Consider the following 16,421-nt stretch of genomic DNA (forward strand, 5'->3'; position numbering starts at 1 on the left):
CTTCTCGATCCGATTCCCGGCCGGCGGGATTGCCTTTGGCCCGGGCTTTTCGGCCCCGACTCTTCGACATTCACTACGTTAGCCGATTCCCGCTCGTAACTCATAATCGAGTTGTCCGAGTTTGAATTTCGGGCATGCGAGCACGCCGGAATCCGCCCTCTGAGAGGAAGTTGCAGGTAGTGGGTTGGCCGCCTCGGCTGCTGGCTGAACGCCGTAACCGTTCCAGCGGCTCGGGATACGTTACGCATCCTCCAGGGACGCGTCAACTTCGGCGTCGTCGAGGCGTGTGGGCCCGATAGGGGCTCACCGTGGGATCGTTCGCGACCCAGAAGCGCCATGGATGGACGGCTCCGTCGCCGGCGACGCCGGTGCGTGGTCCGCTCAGTACCTGGTCAGACGGCACCGGAGTACCCGTCAGGATGCGCAGCGGGGTCTCGCCCGCGGCACAGGCATCCGTGCCGTCGAGGGCTCTGTCCACACCCAGGGCAGTGGCGAGGCGGGCGGGACCTTTGGCTAGTTCTTTGTCATTGCGGGCCGAGAGGCGACGCTTCCGGGCGAGCTCGGCACCTTCGATGATCTCGCCGGCGCGAAGCAGTACGGCGCTCGCCCTGCCGACCGGTCCGCACACCAGGTTCATGCAGTGCCACATGCCGTACGTGAAGTAGACGTACACGTGACCGGGGGGACCGAACATCACGTCGTTGCGGGGTGTGCGGCCGCGGTAGGCGTGAGAACCGGGGTCGTTGGGGCCGTCGTACGCCTCGACCTCCGTGAGGCGCACCGCGATCGGACCGTCCGGCGTGGTGCGGACGAGGATGCGCCCCAGGATGCCGGGGGCGACCTCGAGCACAGGCCGGTCGAAGAACTCCCTGGGAAGGGGCGTACGGTCGGGGGGCGCGATCATGGCGTACGAGCGTAGTCCAGATGGGTGTGTGCCCAAGGGTGGCCGAGGGTCCTCGTCCTTGTAAGGGTCGCAGGGATCGGGGCGCGGAACCGGCTCCTGGCCGAATCGCGTGTCTACGGATCTGCGGGGCTACGGGTCACGGCGTTGCCCGGGAGGGAAGATTTCATGGGGTTCAAGCGACTGCTCGCGAGTCTGGGAGCCGGCGGAGCGTCGGTCGAGACGGTGCTGACCGAGGTCAACGCGGTGCCGGGCGGTGTCGTCCAGGGCGAGGTGCGGATCCAGGGCGGGTCCGTCGACCAGGCGATCGAGGGCCTGAACGTCGGTCTGCGGGCCAAGGTCGAGGTGGAGAGCGGCGACGAGGAGTACCACCAGAACATCGAGTTCACGAAGGTCCGGCTCGGTGGGGCCTTCGAGCTCCGGGCGGGGGCGGTGCACGCCGTGCCGTTCGGACTGGAGATCCCCTGGGAGACCCCGATCACCATGATCGACGGGCAGGCTCTGCGCGGAATGCACATCGGGGTGACGACCGAGCTGGAGATCGCGCGGGCCGTGGACTCCACCGACCTGGACCCGATCAACGTGCACCCGCTGCCGGCGCAGAAGGCGGTCCTGGACGCGTTCATCCAGCTGGGCTTCCGCTTCAAGAGCGCGGACATGGAGCGCGGGCGCATCCGGGGTACGCGGCAGACGCTGCCGTTCTACCAGGAGATCGAGTTCTTCCCGCCGTCGCAGTACCGGGGGCTGAACCAGGTCGAGCTGAGTTTCGTCGCCGACGCGTACGAGATGGACGTCGTCCTCGAGATGGACAAGAAGCCCGGGCTGTTCAGCGAGGGCAGCGACTCGTACCGGGCCTTCAAGGTCGGTCTCAACGACTTCCAGGGCACCGACTGGGCGGGGTACCTCCACCAGTGGCTGTCCGAGGTCGGCAGCAGGCGCAGCTGGTTCTAGTGCCGCATCAGGCGACGTTCGCCCCGTCGCGACGCCCGGCACGCTCCCCCAAGCTCTTCGAGCAGGGGGGACCCCCACCCGCCGCACCGGCCGAAAGCCCCGGCTCCAGGTGGAGAACGCGGTGATCTTCCAGTCGGCGGGGGACGTCCGGGTGATCAGGCAGCTGAGCTCGCGTACCTGGTCACTGATCGTCCTGGGACGTCCCCCCGCTCCATTTCGGGTCCAGCGCGTCCAGCCCCTTGCTCATTCAAGGCGTGGAGGACATCGCGGACGCAGTCCTCGCCGACCTGCGTCAGCACGGTGATGTCCCGACCGTCTGGCCCTTGGCCGGACATCAGCACCACGATCGCCCGGCGGAGTTTGACCGGGTCCTTCGCGGTCCGGCTGATCCGCTGCAGAATCCGGCCCTCCTCCCTGCTCACCGGCCGGACGAACACACTCGGTCGGCGCCCCACGACCACCTCCGAGATCCGCTCCTGGGAGCAGCCTGTCGGCCCAACAGCCACCAGATCAATGAGCCAGCCCGGCCTGCCGGGCTGGGACCGCCTAGCGGCCGGGGACGCTCGCACGGGCGAGGACGGACAACTCGAACGGGCGGAGCGCGTCGTTACGTTCCCACTCCGCAGGATCGATCGTCTCGCGTTGCCGGGCGTACTCGATCGGCTGGAGCCCGTGCTCAAGCAGGAGGGCGTCCATCTGCTCGATGCCGAGGAACGTTTGCCAGGGCTCGCCCTGCTCGGCCGCCGCAGCCATGACGCTCTCCGCATATGACTGCCCTGCCTCGTCGCGGAGTCCGGCCGGGAGGAGGTGCTCCACGATGAGCTCTGTGCCGGGTGCGAAGCCGCTGATGACGGCCAGGGTCTGCCTGATCGCCTCCGAGGTCAGGTACATCGTGACTCCGAGCCAGCTGACCAGTGCGGGTCGGCCCGGGTCAAAGCCGGCCCGCACGAGGTGCTCGGTAAGTGATCGGGCGGACTCCTTCTCGAAGTCGACCGGGACGAAGGAGGCGGACGGTGGCACCGTCGTCCCCGTCTCAACCAGCAGCGCCCGCTTCCAGTGCTGGGTCGCCGGCTTGTCCACCTCGAACACCCGCACGTCGTCGACCAGTTCCGACCGGTAGGCGAAGGAGTCCAGTCCCGCACCGAGGATCACGTACTGGTCGACGCCTCGGCCGGCCAGCTCGGCCAGTCGGTCCTCGGTGTAGCGGCTGCGAGTAACGGCCGTCGTCCGCGCGCCGGACAGGACCGGGTGCCCACCGTAGGACTTGTGGTAGCCGAGGAGTTCTTCGGCACGCTCACCCAGGAAGGTCTGCGCCAGGGTGTCGGCGAAGATCGCGGGAGTCTTGTCGACGAGGAGGTGTGCGGCGCGTGCCGCGGCCGACATGAGAGCTGTCCGACTGGGTTGTCCCTTGTTCATCATGGTGCCGGACATTAGCCCAACAATCTGACAGAATATCACAAAAGAAAAACTTTCGAAAGGGCTTCCGGGTTCTGTTTTGATGACGAATGCGATCCTCGCCGCGCATCGACCACCACCGTGAACACATGCGCGAGCAGGCCGGTCGGAAGCGCGGGGCCGAATTGGACAGATCGATCCCCCGATGGGTACACAGGCACCTGAAGCTCCTGACGGACAGTTGATCCTGGTCGACGGCGACCAGGAGCTTCACTTCTTCCGCAACGCCGTCCCGCGCCAACTGGGCAGCCGTTGCCGGGTCGGGAACGGCTCACTGACTTGGAGGTACCGAGGTGACCGAGCTCAAGAGGCCGCCGCTGCCGCATGACTTCCACCCGCCCGTGCCGTCGTTCACGGTGACGAGCGAGGACGTCGAAGCGGGCGCAAGGCTCAAGGACGCTCAGGTCCACTCGGCCGGGAACACCTCGCCCCAGCTGCGCTGGGAGGGTTTTCCGCCGGAGACCAAGAGCTTCGCCGTGACCTGCTACGACCCGGACGCCCCGACGGGGAGCGGGTTCTGGCACTGGGTCCTGTTCGACATCCCGGCCTCGGTCACCGAGCTGCCGGCGGGTGCGGGCAGCGGGAAGTTCGAGGGACTGCCCGAGGGCGCGGTGCACGCGCGCAACGACTACGGCACGAAGGACTTCGGCGGTGCCGCGCCGCCGCCCGGGGACGGGCCGCACCGGTATGTGTTCACGGTGTACGCCGTGGATCAGGAGAAGCTCGGTCCGGGCTCGGACGCCTCTCCCGCCGTGGTCGGCTTCAACCTGCGGTTCCACACGCTGGCGCGCGCGCAGCTCATCGGCGAGTACGAGAATCCGGCCGAGGGCTGACGCGGCTCCCGTAAGACTGGCGTTCATTGAACGTTTGCCCGCCTCTGGTCTTGGAATTGATCAGAGGCGGGCACTTTTTATTGCGTTGTCCATCTCGGCGTGCCCGGCCAGAGTTGATCCAGCCCGCCAGGGGGGTGGGCAGGTGCACACAGGAGGTGGGCCGGATGCGTGACACGCTGGTGCTGAACGCGAGCTTCGAGCCACTGTCGACGGTGACGCTGAACCGAGCCGTCGTTCTGGTGCTGCAGGCCAAGGCCGTCGTCGAGCAGGCCCACCCGGAACTCCGCATGCGCGGCGCCGATGTGGACATACCGGTGCCCCGGGTCATCAGGCTGTGCAGATACGTAAGGGTGCCGTTCCGAAGACAAGCTCCGTGGTCGAGGCGGGGTGTCCTGGTACGGGACCGGCACAGGTGCGCCTACTGCGGGAGGCGGGCGACGACGGTGGACCACGTGGTGCCGCGGTCGCAGGGTGGTGGCGACACCTGGTTGAACACAGTCGCCGCATGTGCCGAGGACAACCACCGCAAGGCGAACCGGACTCCGGAGGAGGCCGGGATGACGCTGCTGCGGCAGCCGTTCGAGCCGACGCCCGCGGACGCGATGCTGCTGGCCCTCGGGCACGACGACTTCGAGGCACTGCCGGAGTGGCTGTCGCACAGCGCGGCGTAGCTCCGACGCGAGTACGTCGGCCGGGGCCCGCCTTCCTGGAAGGCGGGCCCCGGCTCGTGGGAAGGCCGTGTCAGTCGATGGACGGCTTCTCGCGGCGCTCCGCTCCCGTGCCGCCGTTGGTGGCGGAGGAGCCGGAAGAACCGCCGCTGCCGCCCGAACCACCTGCCAGGGGACCGAAGTTGCCCATGGCGCCGGACAGTCCCTTGAGGGCGTCGCCGATCTCGCTGGGCACGATCCAGAGCTTGTTGGCGTCGCCTTCGGCGATCTTCGGAAGCATCTGCAGGTACTGGTAGGAGAGCAGCTTCTGGTCCGGGTCGCCGGCGTGGATCGCCTCGAAGACCGTACGCACGGCCTGGGCCTCGCCCTCGGCGCGCAGGGCGGCGGCCTTGGCCTCGCCCTCGGCCTTGAGGATCGCGGACTGCTTCTCGCCCTCGGCGGTGAGGATGGCGGCCTGGCGCGTGCCTTCGGCGGTGAGGATGGCGGCGCGCTTGTCACGGTCGGCGCGCATCTGCTTCTCCATCGAGTCCTGGATGGAGGTCGGAGGCTCGATGGCCTTCAGTTCGACGCGGTTGACGCGGATGCCCCACTTGCCGGTGGCCTCGTCGAGGACACCGCGCAGGGCCGCGTTGATCTCCTCGCGGGAGGTCAGGGTGCGCTCGAGGTCCATGCCGCCGATGATGTTGCGCAGGGTGGTGACGGTGAGCTGTTCGATGGCCTGGATGTAGCTGGCGACCTCGTAGGTGGCGGCCCGGGCGTCGGTCACCTGGTAGTAGATGACGGTGTCGATGTTGACGACCAGGTTGTCCTGGGTGATCACCGGCTGCGGTGGGAACGGTACGACCTGTTCACGCAGGTCGATGCGGTTGCGGATGGAGTCGATGAACGGGACCACGATGTTGAGGCCCGCGTTCAGTGTCCGTGTGTAGCGGCCGAAGCGCTCGACGATGGCCGCGCTCGCCTGGGGGATGACCTGGATCGTCTTGATCAGGGCGATGAAGACCAACACCACCAGAATGATCAGGACGATGACGACCGGTCCCATCGTGATTCCCTGCTTCCTTCTCCGCCTCGGCGCCTGTGGGATCTTACGGTTGTTGAAGATCTTGCTGGTCGAGTGTGACAGACCGTCGCGTACCTGGGGGGCTGTTCGGCGCAGTTGCGTCCTTCGAGGTCACATGATGATCGCCGTTGCCCCGTCGATGTCCACGACGTCGACTTCCTGGCCCACGTCGTAGGCGAGTTCGCTGTCCAGCGGTCGGGCCGACCAGACTTCGCCGGCGAGCTTGATGCGGCCGCCGCCGGCATCGACGCGCTCGAGGACGACGGCCTGCCTGCCCTTCAACGCCTCGATGCCGGTGGCGAGTTGGGGCCGCTGGGCGCTGTGGCGGGCCGCGATGGGCCGGACCACGGCGATGAGGGCCACCGAGACGACGGCGAACACGACGACCTGGAAGACCGCGCCGCCGCCGAGGCCACCGATCACGGCCGCCGCGACGGCGCCCACCGCGAGCATCCCGAGCTCCGGCATCGCGGTGATCACGAGTCCGATGCCGAGCGCCGCCGCGCCGATCAGCCACCACACCCACGCGTCGATGTCCACACGGTCATGGTAGGACGCGGACATGGTCGCGCACAGGGCGCACAGCGCGACGGGGACGGCTTCCGGCGGAGGTTTCGGGGGGTCAGGACAGGGGCAGACCGCGGGCGGTCCAGCGCTCGCCGACCTGCTCGACGACGAGCGGGAGCCCGAAGCAGACGGAGAGGTTGCGCGAGGTCAGTTCGAGCTCCAGGGGACCTGCGGCGAGCACCTTGCCCTGGCGGATCATCAGGACGTGGGTGAAGCCGGGGGCGATCTCCTCGACGTGGTGGGTGACCATGATCATGGAGGGGGCGATCGGGTCGCGGGCGAGGCGGCCGAGGCGGCGTACCAGGTCCTCGCGTCCGCCGAGGTCCAGGCCGGCGGCGGGCTCGTCGAGGAGCAGCAGCTCGGGGTCGGACATCAGGGCGCGGGCGATGAGGGTGCGCTTGCGCTCGCCCTCGGAGAGGGTGCCGAACTTGCGGTCGAGGTACTCGCTCATGCCGAGGCGGTCGAGGAAGGCACGGGCGCGCTGCTCGTCGACGTCCTCGTACTCCTCCTGCCAGCCGGCCGTCATGCCGTAGGCGGCGGTGAGCACCGTCTGCAGCACCGTCTGCCGCTTGGGGAGCTTGTCGGCCATGGCGATGCCGGCCACGCCGATGCGGGGGCGCAGTTCGAAGACGTCGGTGCCGGGCTTGCCGAGGGTCTCACCGAGAATGGTGGCGGTGCCCTTGCTGGGGTAGAGGTAGCTGGAGGCGACGTTCAGGAGCGTGGTCTTGCCGGCGCCGTTGGGGCCGAGGATGACCCAGCGCTCGCCCTCCTTGACCGACCAGGAGACCTGGTCCACCAGAGCCCGGCCCTCGCGGACCACGGATACGTCCTGAAGCTCCAGAACATCGCTCATGAGCGCGTTGTCTCCCCTTGCAGTGTGGCCTGTGTCGGCTCTCGCGTACGCCTGTGGGCGTGGTCCGCCACGCCGGTGGGCGCAGCCCCCACGAAATCTACGCCACCGGTCGCCCGGGCCATTCCATAGGTCGGCTCCTTAGGGTGGGGGCATGCTCTCGGAACCACGCTCAGGACGACTGGCCGCATGGGGAAATGCCCTTTTGGCCGGACTTGTTTCACCGGACGACGCCGCGTCGGCCATCGCCGGGGAGGACGCGGTGCACCGGGTGGAGGGGCTGCCGGGTGAGTCGGCGCCCGTCGGTCTCACCCTCGCACTGGGGCGGCTGCGCGCGCTCGGTGTGACCGGGCTGCGGGTGGCGCTGCCCGCGCCGGGGCATCCGCTGGGGCTGAGCGGTCCGCCGGAGTTCAACGCGCGGGCGTTGGAGGCCGAGGAGGCGGTGGTCTGCTACGGGGCCGCCTTCGGGCTGGTGCCTTCGGTGTCCGAGGCGGGACCGGAGGGCGATCTGCACGTGGAGGTCGTCTGGCACTGCCTGCCGGTGCGGGAGGCGCCGCCCGCCGACGTGCCCTCGCTCGGGGAGGCCGAGCGGGAGCTGGCGGAGGCGCTGCGCGAGGCGACGGAGGTCTTGTCGCGGCTGGATGTGGCGGGGTCGGGGCCGGTGGCGGAGGCGGCGATCGACGCGTACCGGGCGCGAGTCGACGCGGCGGCGCGCAGCGACTCGCTGAGGGGCGGTGGCCGGGCGAAGGGCGGGCGGGGGCAGGAGGTGCTGGCGCCCGGGTATCCGCCGCGGGCGGTGCGGGTGCTGGAGCTGGCCCGGCGGGTGGCTCTGCTACTGTCGCTGGCGTACGCGAACGGGCACGGCGGGGCGGTGAGCGCGTCCGAGATGGCGGCGCGGGCCCAGGCGCTGCGGCCGGTGGAGCGGACGGCTCGGCGGGCGCAGGTCGCGGCGTACAACTCCGTCGTGGAGCAGCGGGAGAGGGGGTGAGCGCCGGGTTGGTCGTTGCCCGGGCGTGGGGCGGGCGTCCCTGGGGTCGGGCCCCGGCCCCGTCCGTCTGAACGGCCTCGTCCTCAAGACCCGGACGGGCTGAGATCGCCTGACCTCGGTCGCATGACGGGCTGTCGTGCCTCGCCCCGGCTGCCACGTGCCCGAAGCCTCCCGGGTGGCCGGGAGGCCGGGGTGCACATGAGGTCTGCGGAGGTCAGTGGTTGAGGCCCAGGTTGCCGAAGGCGGGGTTCAGGGCGCCGATCACGTTGACCGTGTTGCCGACCGCGTTCACCGGGATGTGGACCGGAGCCTGGATGACGTTGCCCGAGATCACGCCCGGGGAGCCCGCGGCGTTGCCGTCGGCGTGGGCCGAGTGGGCGGAGGCCATGCCCGTGCCGGCGGCGAGCAGACCGCCGGCCACCATCGTCACGGCTGCGGCCTTCTTCAGGTTCTTCACTTCCAAGTCCTCCTTGCGATCACTGCGGCAGGTCCGCAGCACGCATTGGAGAACGCCCGGGAGCCACCGAGGATGCGCCACTCGGGGGACATACACCCGACAGTATGAATCTCGGACCGGAACGGAATCCTCAGCCGTTCGCCCCGTGCCGTACCGCCCACAGCGCCGCCTGCGTGCGGTCCGCCAGGTCGAGCTTCATCAGGATGTTCGACACATGGGTCTTGACCGTCTTCTCCGACAGCACCAGCGCTCGGGCGATCTCCCGGTTCGAGCGGCCGTCCGCGATCAGTGCCAGCACCTCCCGCTCCCGCTCGGTGAGGGATGCCGTTCTGCCCTGGCCCGTGGCCGCCTCCTCCTGGGACAGCAGCGCGCCCGCGACCTCCTGCTGGAGGAGGACGTGGCCCGCGTGCACCGAGCGGATGGCTCCGGCGAGCGCGTCCGGGTCCACGTCCTTGTAGACGTACCCGGCGGCGCCCGCCCGCAGTGCGGGAACCACCGTGCGCTGCTCGGTGAAGCTGGTGACGACCAGCACGCGCGCGGGGTTGTCGAGTTCGCGGAGCTTGCGCAGCGCGTCGATGCCGTCCGTCCCCGGCATCTTGACGTCCATGAGGATCACGTCCGGGTGCAGTTCCTGGGCGCGGGCGACCCCCTCGGCGCCGTCGGAGGCCTCTCCCACGACCTCGATGTCGTCCTGTACCTCCAGGAAGGTGCGCAGACCGCGTCGGACCACCTGGTGGTCGTCGACGAGCAGCACCCTGATTGCGTCAGCCACCGGGGACCTCCATCTCGATCGTGGTGCCCTTCCCGGGCTCCGACTCCACGGTCAGCGCGCCTCCGACCCCGCTCGCCCGGTCACGCATGGAGACCAGGCCGAGGTGGCGCCCCACCCGGCGTATCGCCCCGGGGTCGAATCCGCTGCCGTCGTCCATGACGCGCAGCACGGCCCCCGGGCCGCGCTTCTCCAGAGTGACGTCCACCCGCTCGGCGCCGGAGTGCCGCAGGGCGTTGTGCAGGGCCTCCTGGGCGACGCGCAGCAGCGCCTCCTCCTGGGCGGCCGGCAGGGCGCGTACGCCACGGCTGGAGAAGGTCACGCGTGCGGTGTGGGCGCGGTCGAGGACCTGGATTTGGGTGCGCAGGGTGGCGACCAGGCCGTCCTCGTCCAGGGCTGCGGGGCGCAACTCGACGACGGCGGCGCGCAGTTCGTCGACGGCCTCCGCGGCGAGCGCGGCCACCTGCTGCAGCTCGCTCTTGGCCCACCCGGGGTCGCGGTCGACCAGGGTGGCCGCCGCCTGGGCGGTCAGGCGCAGGGAGAACAGCTTCTGGCTGACCGCGTCGTGCAGTTCGTGCGCCAGCCGGGAGCGCTCCTCGGCGATGGTCAGCTCGCGGCTGCGCTCGTACAGCCGGGCGTTGGTGAGGGCGATCGCGGCGTGCTGGGCGAGGATCGACAGCAGTTCCTCGTCGTCCTCGGTGAAGCCGCAGCCTCCCCCTGGTCTCGGGCACCGCTTGTTGGCCAGGAACAGCGCGCCGATGATCTCCTCGCCGTCGCGGATGGGCAGGCCCAGGAAGTCGGACAGGTCGGGGTGGGCGCTCGGCCAGCCCTCGAACCGGGGGTCCTTGCGGACGTCGGCGAGCCGTTCCGGCCTCGCCTCGTGCAGCATCGCGGCCAGGATGCCGTGCTGGCGCGGCAGCGGGCCGATGGCCTTCCACTGCTCCTCGGAGACACCGTCCACCACGAACTGGGCGAAGCCTCCGTGGTCGTCCGGTACGCCGAGCGCCGCGTACTCGGCGTCGAGCAGTTCGCGGGCCGAGGCGACGATCGTCTTCAGGACGTCGCGCACCTCCAGGTGCCTGCTCATGGCCAGCAGCGCGGAGCTGACCGCGTACAGGCCCGACCGGGGTCCATGGCTCATGACCTCACCGTACCGGTGAGGTGTGACAGTCCGTATCCGACGCGTGGCGGCCACGTCTGGTACCCCGGCCCTAGGGCCAAGGGCCCTGGTGCGTTGCGGCCCGCGTCCGAGGCGGCCGGGCAGAGACCGTTCCTACGGTGAGGCCACCGCCGATCACCGGCGGTCATGGAGTCAGGGGACGGTCATCATGCCGGTTGCGATCATCACGGGGGCTTCGAAGGGGCTGGGACGGGCGCTCGGCACGGCGCTGGCACGGCGCGGCTGGGATCTGGTGCTGGACGCCAGGACCGAGCCGGTCCTGGCGGAGACGGCGGCGGTGCTGGCGGGGTACGGGACGCGTGTGGAGCCCCTGGCGGGGGACGTCACGGACGCCGCGCACCGTGCGGACCTGGTGACCGCGGCCCGGAAGCTGGGCGGCCTGGATCTGCTGGTGCACAACGCGAGTGCGCTGGGCGCGGAGCCGCTGGTTCGGCTGGAGCAGCTGACCCTGGCCGGGCTGCGGCAGGCGCTGGAGGTGAACGCGGTCGCCGCGCTCGGCCTGGTGCAGGAGGCGCTGCCGCTGTTGCGGGCGTCCGCCGCGGGCACGGTGATCGCCGTCAGCTCGGACGCGGCGGCCGAGGCGTACCAGACGTGGGGCGGGTACGGGGCGTCCAAGGCGGCGCTGGACCATCTCGCGGCGGTGCTCGGCGCGGAGGAGCCGGGGTTGCGGGTGTGGGCGGTGGATCCCGGGGACATGGCCACCGACCTGTATGCGGCGGCCGTACCGGACGACGCCGGTCCGCGGCCGGCGCCGGAGAGCGTGGTGCCCGCGTTCCTGCGGCTGCTGGACGAACGTCCGGCGAACGGCCGCTACAGTGCGCCCTCCCTGCTGGAGGCACGGTGAGGGCGACGCTGAGGGTTCCGGAGGAGTTGTCGGCACGGGTTCCCGCCGAGCAGAGGGGCCCGGGCCGGGACCGGGACTCGGTGCGGCTGCTGGTCTCACGGGGCACCGAGGTCACGCACCACGCGTTCACGGAGCTGCCGGGCCTGCTGCGGGCCGGGGACCTGCTCGTCGTGAACACCTCGCCGACGCTGGCGGCCGCGGTGGACGGGCGGATCGGGCACACGCGCGTGGTGGTCCACTTCTCGACGCGCGGGGACGACGGGCGGTGGGCCGTCGAGCTGCGGGAGCCGGACGGCAGGGGCACCACGCGCCCGCGTGAACCGAACGGTGCGGGCAGCGCGAGCGCTCCCTGCGTGTGCCTTCCCGGCGGGGTGCGGCTGGTCCTGGAGGAGCCCGTGTCGGATCGGAGCAGCCGCCTGTGGTGGGCCCGGCCGTCGGATCCGGACGTGTCCGGGCTGCTGGGCCGGCACGGGCGGCCCATTCGCTACTCCTATACGGACAGGGACCAGCCGCTCGCCGCGTACCGGACGGTGTTCGCGCTGCCGTCCGCCGACGGCGCGGGCAGCGCCGAGATGCCCAGCGCCGCGCGGCCCTTCACCGCGCGGATGGTCGCGGAGCTGGTGAGCCGGGGCGTGCAGTTCGCCCCGATCGTCCTGCACACGGGAGTGGCGTCGGCGGAGGCGCACGAGCCGCCGTATCCGGAGCGTTTCGCGGTGCCGGAGACGTCCGCTCGGCTGATCAGCGCGGTGAGGGCGGGGGACGGCCGGGTGATCGCGGTCGGTACGACGGCCGTGCGGGCCGTGGAGTCGGCGGTGGGCGCCGACGGTGTCGTACGGGCGCGGGAGGGCTGGACCGATCTGGTGGTGACGCCGGAGCGCGGGGTGCGGGTGGTCGACGGGCTGCTGACCGGTCTGCACGAGCCGGAGGCCTCCCATCTGCTGATGCTGGAGGCGGTCGCGGGGCGGGAGGCGATCGACCGGGGATATGAGCAGGCGCTGGCCCGGGGGTATCTGTGGCACGAATTCGGTGACACCCATCTCATCCTGCCGCCGAAAGGCCATCACACAGAGCATTGCTTCAGCAACTAACGGTGAGGCAAGTGCGGCCCGAATGTGAGCCCGCGCATAGGGCGTACGTCACGTACGAAGGAGGGTAGGAGATCGAGAAGGTACTCGTGAGCGGGGTGGGAGGGTCGATCTGCCCCGTTTTGCCCTTCCTCGGCCGACTAACCCGGGTAGTACGTCACACCTTTGCCCAGCGATTTTGCGACCGCTAAGAATTGCTTCCGTCGCTCGGCGCCGCGGGTTCATACCCGTGGCGCTTGTGCTGGAACCACCCGTTCTTCTGCCGGCGCCAGAGCGACCTCCGCGCAATTCGAAGAGGTCAATCAGTAATGCCCAAGAACATTCTCGGTCGCGCTCGTGCGCTCACCCAGACCCACAGGCTCGCCATCGCCGGTACGGCCGCTCTCGGTGCCGCGGCCCTCGTGTTCACCGCCGTGCCGAGCGAGGCGCAGACCCCCGCGCACGAGACGGCCGTCGCGTCGGCCCCGGTGTCGGTCGGCAACCAGCCGGTCAAGACCCTCAAGGTCGCCGTCACCGACCAGATGGCCGCCGCGGGCCTGAAGGCCGAGGCCATCGCCGCGAAGCAGAAGGCCGCCCAGGATGCCGTCAAGAAGTCGGCCCAGCAGAAGGCCCAGCAGGCCGCCGAGCGGCGCCTGGCGCAGCGGCAGGCTGCGAACCGCTCCGCGCGGCGTCCCGCGGCGCACCCGGTCGCCGCGAAGAGCTACGCCAACAACCTGGACGGCTGGATCCGCCAGTCCCTCGACATCATGAGGCAGAACGGGATCCCGGGTTCGTACAACGGTCTGTACCGCAACATCATGCGTGAGTCGTCCGGCAACCCGTCGGCGATCAACAACTGGGACGTCAACGCCCGCAACGGCATCCCCTCCAAGGGGCTGCTCCAGGTCATCGACCCGACCTTCCGCGCCTACCACGTGCCCGGCACCTCGTGGAACATCTACGACCCGGTCGCCAACATCACCGCCGCCGCCAACTACGCGGCGCACCGTTACGGCTCGATGGACAACGTCAACAGCGCGTACTGAGGCGCGCGGACCTCGGTCGCGCTCGTCGTAGGCGGTCACATGGAGCCGGAAAGGGCGGCACCCTGCGGGGTGCCGCCCTTCCGCGCCGTACGGGCCGGCCGGTTACTTGCGCATGACCTCGGGCTCGTGGCGGCGCAGGAAGCGTGCCACGAGGAAGCCGCAGACCACACCGAGGGCGATCAGCGCGATCATGTCCAGGGACCAGGCCCCGGCCGTGTGGTTCCACAGCGGGTCCGTGCTGGTCGGATCGTCCGTGTTGGGCGCGATGTTGTTGAAGTCCAGCGTGGCACCGGCGGCGGCGACCGCCCAGCGGGACGGCATCAGGTACGAGAACTCGTTGACGCCGAGTGTGCCGTGCAGGGTGAACAGGCAGCCGGTGAACACGACCTGGATGATCGCGAACATGACCAGCAGTGGCATGGTCTTCTCGGCGGTCTTCACCAGGGCGGAGATGACCAGGCCGAACATCATGGAGCTGAAGCCCAGCGCCATGACCGGCACGCACAGTTCCAACAGTGTGGCGTTGCCGAGGACGACGCCCTGCGCGGGGATCTCGCGGCTGGAGAAGCCGATCAGGCCGACCATGAGGCCCTGCAGCACGGTGATGACGCCGAGGACGAACACCTTCGACATCAGGTACGCGGACCGGGACAGGCCGGTGGCGCGTTCCCGCTCGTAGATGACCCGTTCCTTGATCAGCTCACGGACCGAGTTGGCGGCGCCCGCGAAGCACGCGCCGACCGCGAGTATCAGCAGGACCGTGGTGGCGGTGCCGTTCGGGACGTGGATGCCGGTCCTGGGATTGACCGGGTTGACCAGCAGACCCCTGTTGTGGTCGATGAGCAGGCTCACCGCGCCGAGCACCGCGGGGAGGATCACGGTCAGTGCCAGGAAGCCCTTGTCGGAGGCGATGACGGCGACATAGCGCCGGATCAGGGTGGCGAGCTGGGACAGCCAGTTCTGCGGTTTGGCCGGCTTGATCGCCTGCGGCGGCGGCATGTGCACCGATTGCGGGGCGACGGCGTCGATGTCCGCGGCGTACAACCGGTAGTGCTCCGAGCCCTTCCAACGACCCGCCCAGTCGTAGTCGCGGTAGTTCTCGAAGGCGGAGAAGACATCGGCCCAGGTTTCGTAGCCGAAGAAGTTCAAGGCCTCCTCCGGCGGGCCGAAGTAGGCGACGGAACCGCCCGGCGCCATCACCAGCAGCTTGTCGCACAGCGCCAGTTCGGCCACCGAGTGGGTGACGACGAGGACGGTGCGGCCGTCGTCGGCGAGGCCGCGCAGCAGCTGCATGACGTCGCGGTCCATGCCCGGGTCGAGGCCGGAGGTCGGCTCGTCCAGAAAGATCAGCGACGGCTTGGTGAGCAGCTCAAGGGCCACCGAGACGCGCTTGCGCTGACCGCCGGAGAGGGAGGTGACCTTCTTGTCCTTGTGGACGTCCAGCTTCAGCTCGCGCAGTACCTCGTCGATGCGGGCCTCACGCTCGGCGGCGGTGGTGTCGGCCGGGAAGCGCAGCTTGGCCGCGTACGTGAGGGCCTTCTTGACGCTCAGCTCCTTGTGCAGGATGTCGTCCTGCGGAACCAGGCCGATGCGCTGGCGCAGTTCGGCGAACTGCTTGTACAGGTTCCGGTTGTCGTAGAGGACGTCGCCCTCGTTGGCGGGGCGGTAGCCGGTGAGCGCCTTCAGCAGCGTGGACTTGCCGGAGCCGGAGGGGCCGATGACCGCGATGAGCGACTTCTCCGGGACGCCGAAGGAGACGTCCTTGAGGATCTGCTTGCCGGCGTCGACCGTGACGGTGAGGTGGCGGGCCGAGAAGGAGATCTCCCCGGTGTCGACGAACTCCTCGAGGCGGTCGCCGACCAGACGGAACGTCGAGTGTCCGACACCGACGATGTCGTTCGGGCCGAGCAGCGCCGAGCCGCCCTTGCCGATCGGCATGCCGTTGACGAACGTGCCGTTGTGCGAGCCCAGGTCGCGGATCTCGAAGCGTCCGTCGGGCGTGGCGTGGAACTCTGCGTGGTGGCGGGAGACCTGGAGGTCGGAGACCACCAGGTCGTTCTCCAGCGCACGGCCGATGCGCATCACCCGGCCGAGCGCGAGCTGGTGGAACGTGGTCGGGCTGCGGTCGCCGTAGACCGGCGGCGCCCCCGCGCCACCACCGGGGCCCTGCTGCTGCGGGATCTGCACCGCCGCCTGCTGCGGCTGCTGCCAGGCGGGCTGGGGCGCCTGCGGCTGCGGGGCGGCCGGCTGGGCCCAGCCGGGACCGGCGGCCTGGGCGGCATACGGCTGCTGCTGGGGCCGGGCCTGCGGAGCGGCGACGGCGGCGGGGGCGCCGGACAGGGTCAGGCGCGGCCCGTCGGTCGGGTTGCCCAGGTGCACGGCCGAGCCCGGCCCGATCTCCACCTGCTGGATCCGTTGGCCCTGCACGAACGTTCCGTTGGTGCTGCCGTGGTCGTCGATGACCCAACCGCGGCCGTTGAAGCTGATCGTGGCGTGGCGCCAGGAGACCCTGGCGTCGTCGAGCACGATGTCCCCCTGCGGATCACGTCCCAGGGTGTACGTCCTGGACGCGTCGAGCGTCCAGCTGCGTCCGTTCAATTCCAGTACGAGTTCAGGCACTCCATGCCCCAGTGAGTTGTCCCCCGAATTGCCCCCATCACGGGGAGTCTAGGGATGTCGAACATCGTGGGGAACTATTTCAGGCCCGGCCCTCTGACCGAAAGTCGGGCCTACCGGGAGGGGCGTAGACGCACTGGTACGCGCGCCGTTGACGGGGCGGAAACCC

General features: G+C 69.8%; 16 protein-coding genes. 7 read left to right on the forward strand and 9 right to left on the reverse strand.

Translation table 11 applies throughout. From position 1 onward, the window contains the following. Window positions 1-262: 262 nt before the first annotated feature. A complete protein-coding gene (locus tag AC5WS8_RS23365) occupies window positions 263-904 on the reverse strand; it encodes a DNA-3-methyladenine glycosylase (RefSeq protein ID WP_496105403.1) in 642 nt (213 codons plus the stop codon). 165 nt (window positions 905-1,069) lie between these two features. On the opposite strand from AC5WS8_RS23365, the gene AC5WS8_RS23370 reads away from it, so the two are divergent. Next, window positions 1,070-1,852 (forward strand): sporulation protein, encoded by a 783-nt coding sequence (locus AC5WS8_RS23370; protein WP_496105404.1) that lies wholly within the window; start codon window positions 1,070-1,072, stop codon window positions 1,850-1,852. A 546-nt stretch (window positions 1,853-2,398) separates the two neighbouring features. Here AC5WS8_RS23370 and AC5WS8_RS23375 read toward each other — a convergent pair. After that, on the reverse strand, window positions 2,399-3,283 hold the full coding sequence (locus tag AC5WS8_RS23375) for a class I SAM-dependent methyltransferase (RefSeq protein ID WP_496105405.1): 885 nt from the start codon (window positions 3,281-3,283) through the stop codon (window positions 2,399-2,401). Between the two features lie 317 nt (window positions 3,284-3,600). Between AC5WS8_RS23375 and AC5WS8_RS23380 the strand changes: the two genes are divergently transcribed. Both AC5WS8_RS23380 and AC5WS8_RS23385 read left to right on the forward strand, forming a co-directional pair. Continuing rightward, entirely contained in the window at window positions 3,601-4,140 is a 540-nt protein-coding gene (locus AC5WS8_RS23380) for a YbhB/YbcL family Raf kinase inhibitor-like protein (protein ID WP_496105406.1), read from the forward strand. 164 nt (window positions 4,141-4,304) lie between these two features. Next, window positions 4,305-4,811 carry an HNH endonuclease gene (locus AC5WS8_RS23385; RefSeq protein WP_496105407.1) on the forward strand — a complete coding sequence of 169 codons (507 nt, stop codon included), beginning with the start codon at window positions 4,305-4,307 and terminating at the stop codon, window positions 4,809-4,811. Window positions 4,812-4,881: 70 nt separating this feature from the next. Here AC5WS8_RS23385 and AC5WS8_RS23390 read toward each other — a convergent pair whose 3' ends face one another. From AC5WS8_RS23390 to AC5WS8_RS23400, 3 genes are all read right to left on the reverse strand, one after another. Next, window positions 4,882-5,853 carry an SPFH domain-containing protein gene (locus tag AC5WS8_RS23390; RefSeq protein ID WP_496105408.1) on the reverse strand — a complete coding sequence of 324 codons (972 nt, stop codon included), beginning with the start codon at window positions 5,851-5,853 and terminating at the stop codon, window positions 4,882-4,884. Window positions 5,854-5,982: 129 nt separating this feature from the next. Further along, the gene (locus tag AC5WS8_RS23395) at window positions 5,983-6,411 is read right to left on the reverse strand and encodes an NfeD family protein (RefSeq protein WP_496105409.1); all 429 of its coding nucleotides are present in this window, start codon (window positions 6,409-6,411) and stop codon (window positions 5,983-5,985) included. Window positions 6,412-6,493: 82 nt separating this feature from the next. Then, a complete protein-coding gene (locus AC5WS8_RS23400; protein WP_496105410.1) occupies window positions 6,494-7,291 on the reverse strand; it encodes an ABC transporter ATP-binding protein in 798 nt (265 codons plus the stop codon). Between the two features lie 151 nt (window positions 7,292-7,442). Here AC5WS8_RS23400 and AC5WS8_RS23405 point away from each other — a divergent pair, with 151 nt between their 5' ends. Next, window positions 7,443-8,276, forward strand: a complete 834-nt coding sequence (locus AC5WS8_RS23405) for an Rv1486c family protein (protein ID WP_496105411.1) — start codon at window positions 7,443-7,445, stop codon at window positions 8,274-8,276. A 214-nt stretch (window positions 8,277-8,490) separates the two neighbouring features. Here the strand turns inward: AC5WS8_RS23405 and AC5WS8_RS23410 are convergent, their stop codons facing one another. The 3 genes from AC5WS8_RS23410 to AC5WS8_RS23420 form a co-directional block, all read right to left on the reverse strand. Then, window positions 8,491-8,733 (reverse strand): chaplin, encoded by a 243-nt coding sequence (locus AC5WS8_RS23410; RefSeq protein ID WP_496105412.1) that lies wholly within the window; start codon window positions 8,731-8,733, stop codon window positions 8,491-8,493. Between the two features lie 130 nt (window positions 8,734-8,863). Next, complete coding sequence (locus AC5WS8_RS23415; RefSeq protein ID WP_496105413.1) at window positions 8,864-9,505, reverse strand: response regulator; 642 nt, start codon at window positions 9,503-9,505, stop codon at window positions 8,864-8,866. Beyond that, entirely contained in the window at window positions 9,498-10,643 is a 1,146-nt protein-coding gene (locus tag AC5WS8_RS23420; protein ID WP_496105414.1) for a GAF domain-containing sensor histidine kinase, read from the reverse strand. The genes AC5WS8_RS23415 and AC5WS8_RS23420 overlap by 8 nt, the downstream gene beginning before the upstream one ends. 187 nt (window positions 10,644-10,830) lie before the next feature. Here AC5WS8_RS23420 and AC5WS8_RS23425 point away from each other — a divergent pair, with 187 nt between their 5' ends. The 3 genes from AC5WS8_RS23425 to AC5WS8_RS23435 all read left to right on the forward strand — a co-directional run bounded on the left by AC5WS8_RS23425 (window position 10,831) and on the right by AC5WS8_RS23435 (window position 13,636). Continuing rightward, on the forward strand, window positions 10,831-11,526 hold the full coding sequence (locus tag AC5WS8_RS23425) for an SDR family NAD(P)-dependent oxidoreductase (RefSeq protein WP_496105415.1): 696 nt from the start codon (window positions 10,831-10,833) through the stop codon (window positions 11,524-11,526). Then, window positions 11,523-12,614: an S-adenosylmethionine:tRNA ribosyltransferase-isomerase gene (locus AC5WS8_RS23430; RefSeq protein ID WP_496105416.1), complete on the forward strand. Its 1,092-nt coding sequence runs from the start codon at window positions 11,523-11,525 to the stop codon at window positions 12,612-12,614. The genes AC5WS8_RS23425 and AC5WS8_RS23430 overlap by 4 nt, the downstream gene beginning before the upstream one ends. Window positions 12,615-12,919: 305 nt before the next feature. Continuing rightward, on the forward strand, window positions 12,920-13,636 hold the full coding sequence (locus AC5WS8_RS23435; protein WP_496105417.1) for a transglycosylase SLT domain-containing protein: 717 nt from the start codon (window positions 12,920-12,922) through the stop codon (window positions 13,634-13,636). A 102-nt stretch (window positions 13,637-13,738) separates the two neighbouring features. Here the strand turns inward: AC5WS8_RS23435 and AC5WS8_RS23440 are convergent, their stop codons facing one another. Further along, entirely contained in the window at window positions 13,739-16,255 is a 2,517-nt protein-coding gene (locus AC5WS8_RS23440; protein WP_496105418.1) for an FHA domain-containing protein, read from the reverse strand. Between the last annotated feature and the right edge of the window lie 166 nt (window positions 16,256-16,421).

Source organism: Streptomyces sp. PTL18 (assembly GCF_059510295.1).

What these genes read in the sequence shown, in the direction of transcription:
- AC5WS8_RS23390 (WP_496105408.1), bottom strand. Translation starts at nt 5,853, where the DNA reads ATGGGACCGGTCGTCATCGTCCTGATCATTCTGGTGGTGTTGGTCTTC.
- AC5WS8_RS23370 (WP_496105404.1), top strand. Translation starts at nt 1,070, where the DNA reads ATGGGGTTCAAGCGACTGCTCGCGAGTCTGGGAGCCGGCGGAGCGTCG.
- AC5WS8_RS23375 (WP_496105405.1), bottom strand. Translation starts at nt 3,283, where the DNA reads ATGTCCGGCACCATGATGAACAAGGGACAACCCAGTCGGACAGCTCTC.
- AC5WS8_RS23405 (WP_496105411.1), top strand. Translation starts at nt 7,443, where the DNA reads ATGCTCTCGGAACCACGCTCAGGACGACTGGCCGCATGGGGAAATGCC.
- AC5WS8_RS23435 (WP_496105417.1), top strand. Translation starts at nt 12,920, where the DNA reads ATGCCCAAGAACATTCTCGGTCGCGCTCGTGCGCTCACCCAGACCCAC.
- AC5WS8_RS23425 (WP_496105415.1), top strand. Translation starts at nt 10,831, where the DNA reads ATGCCGGTTGCGATCATCACGGGGGCTTCGAAGGGGCTGGGACGGGCG.
- AC5WS8_RS23385 (WP_496105407.1), top strand. Translation starts at nt 4,305, where the DNA reads ATGCGTGACACGCTGGTGCTGAACGCGAGCTTCGAGCCACTGTCGACG.
- AC5WS8_RS23400 (WP_496105410.1), bottom strand. Translation starts at nt 7,291, where the DNA reads ATGAGCGATGTTCTGGAGCTTCAGGACGTATCCGTGGTCCGCGAGGGC.
- AC5WS8_RS23365 (WP_496105403.1), bottom strand. Translation starts at nt 904, where the DNA reads ATGATCGCGCCCCCCGACCGTACGCCCCTTCCCAGGGAGTTCTTCGAC.
- AC5WS8_RS23420 (WP_496105414.1), bottom strand. Translation starts at nt 10,643, where the DNA reads ATGAGCCATGGACCCCGGTCGGGCCTGTACGCGGTCAGCTCCGCGCTG.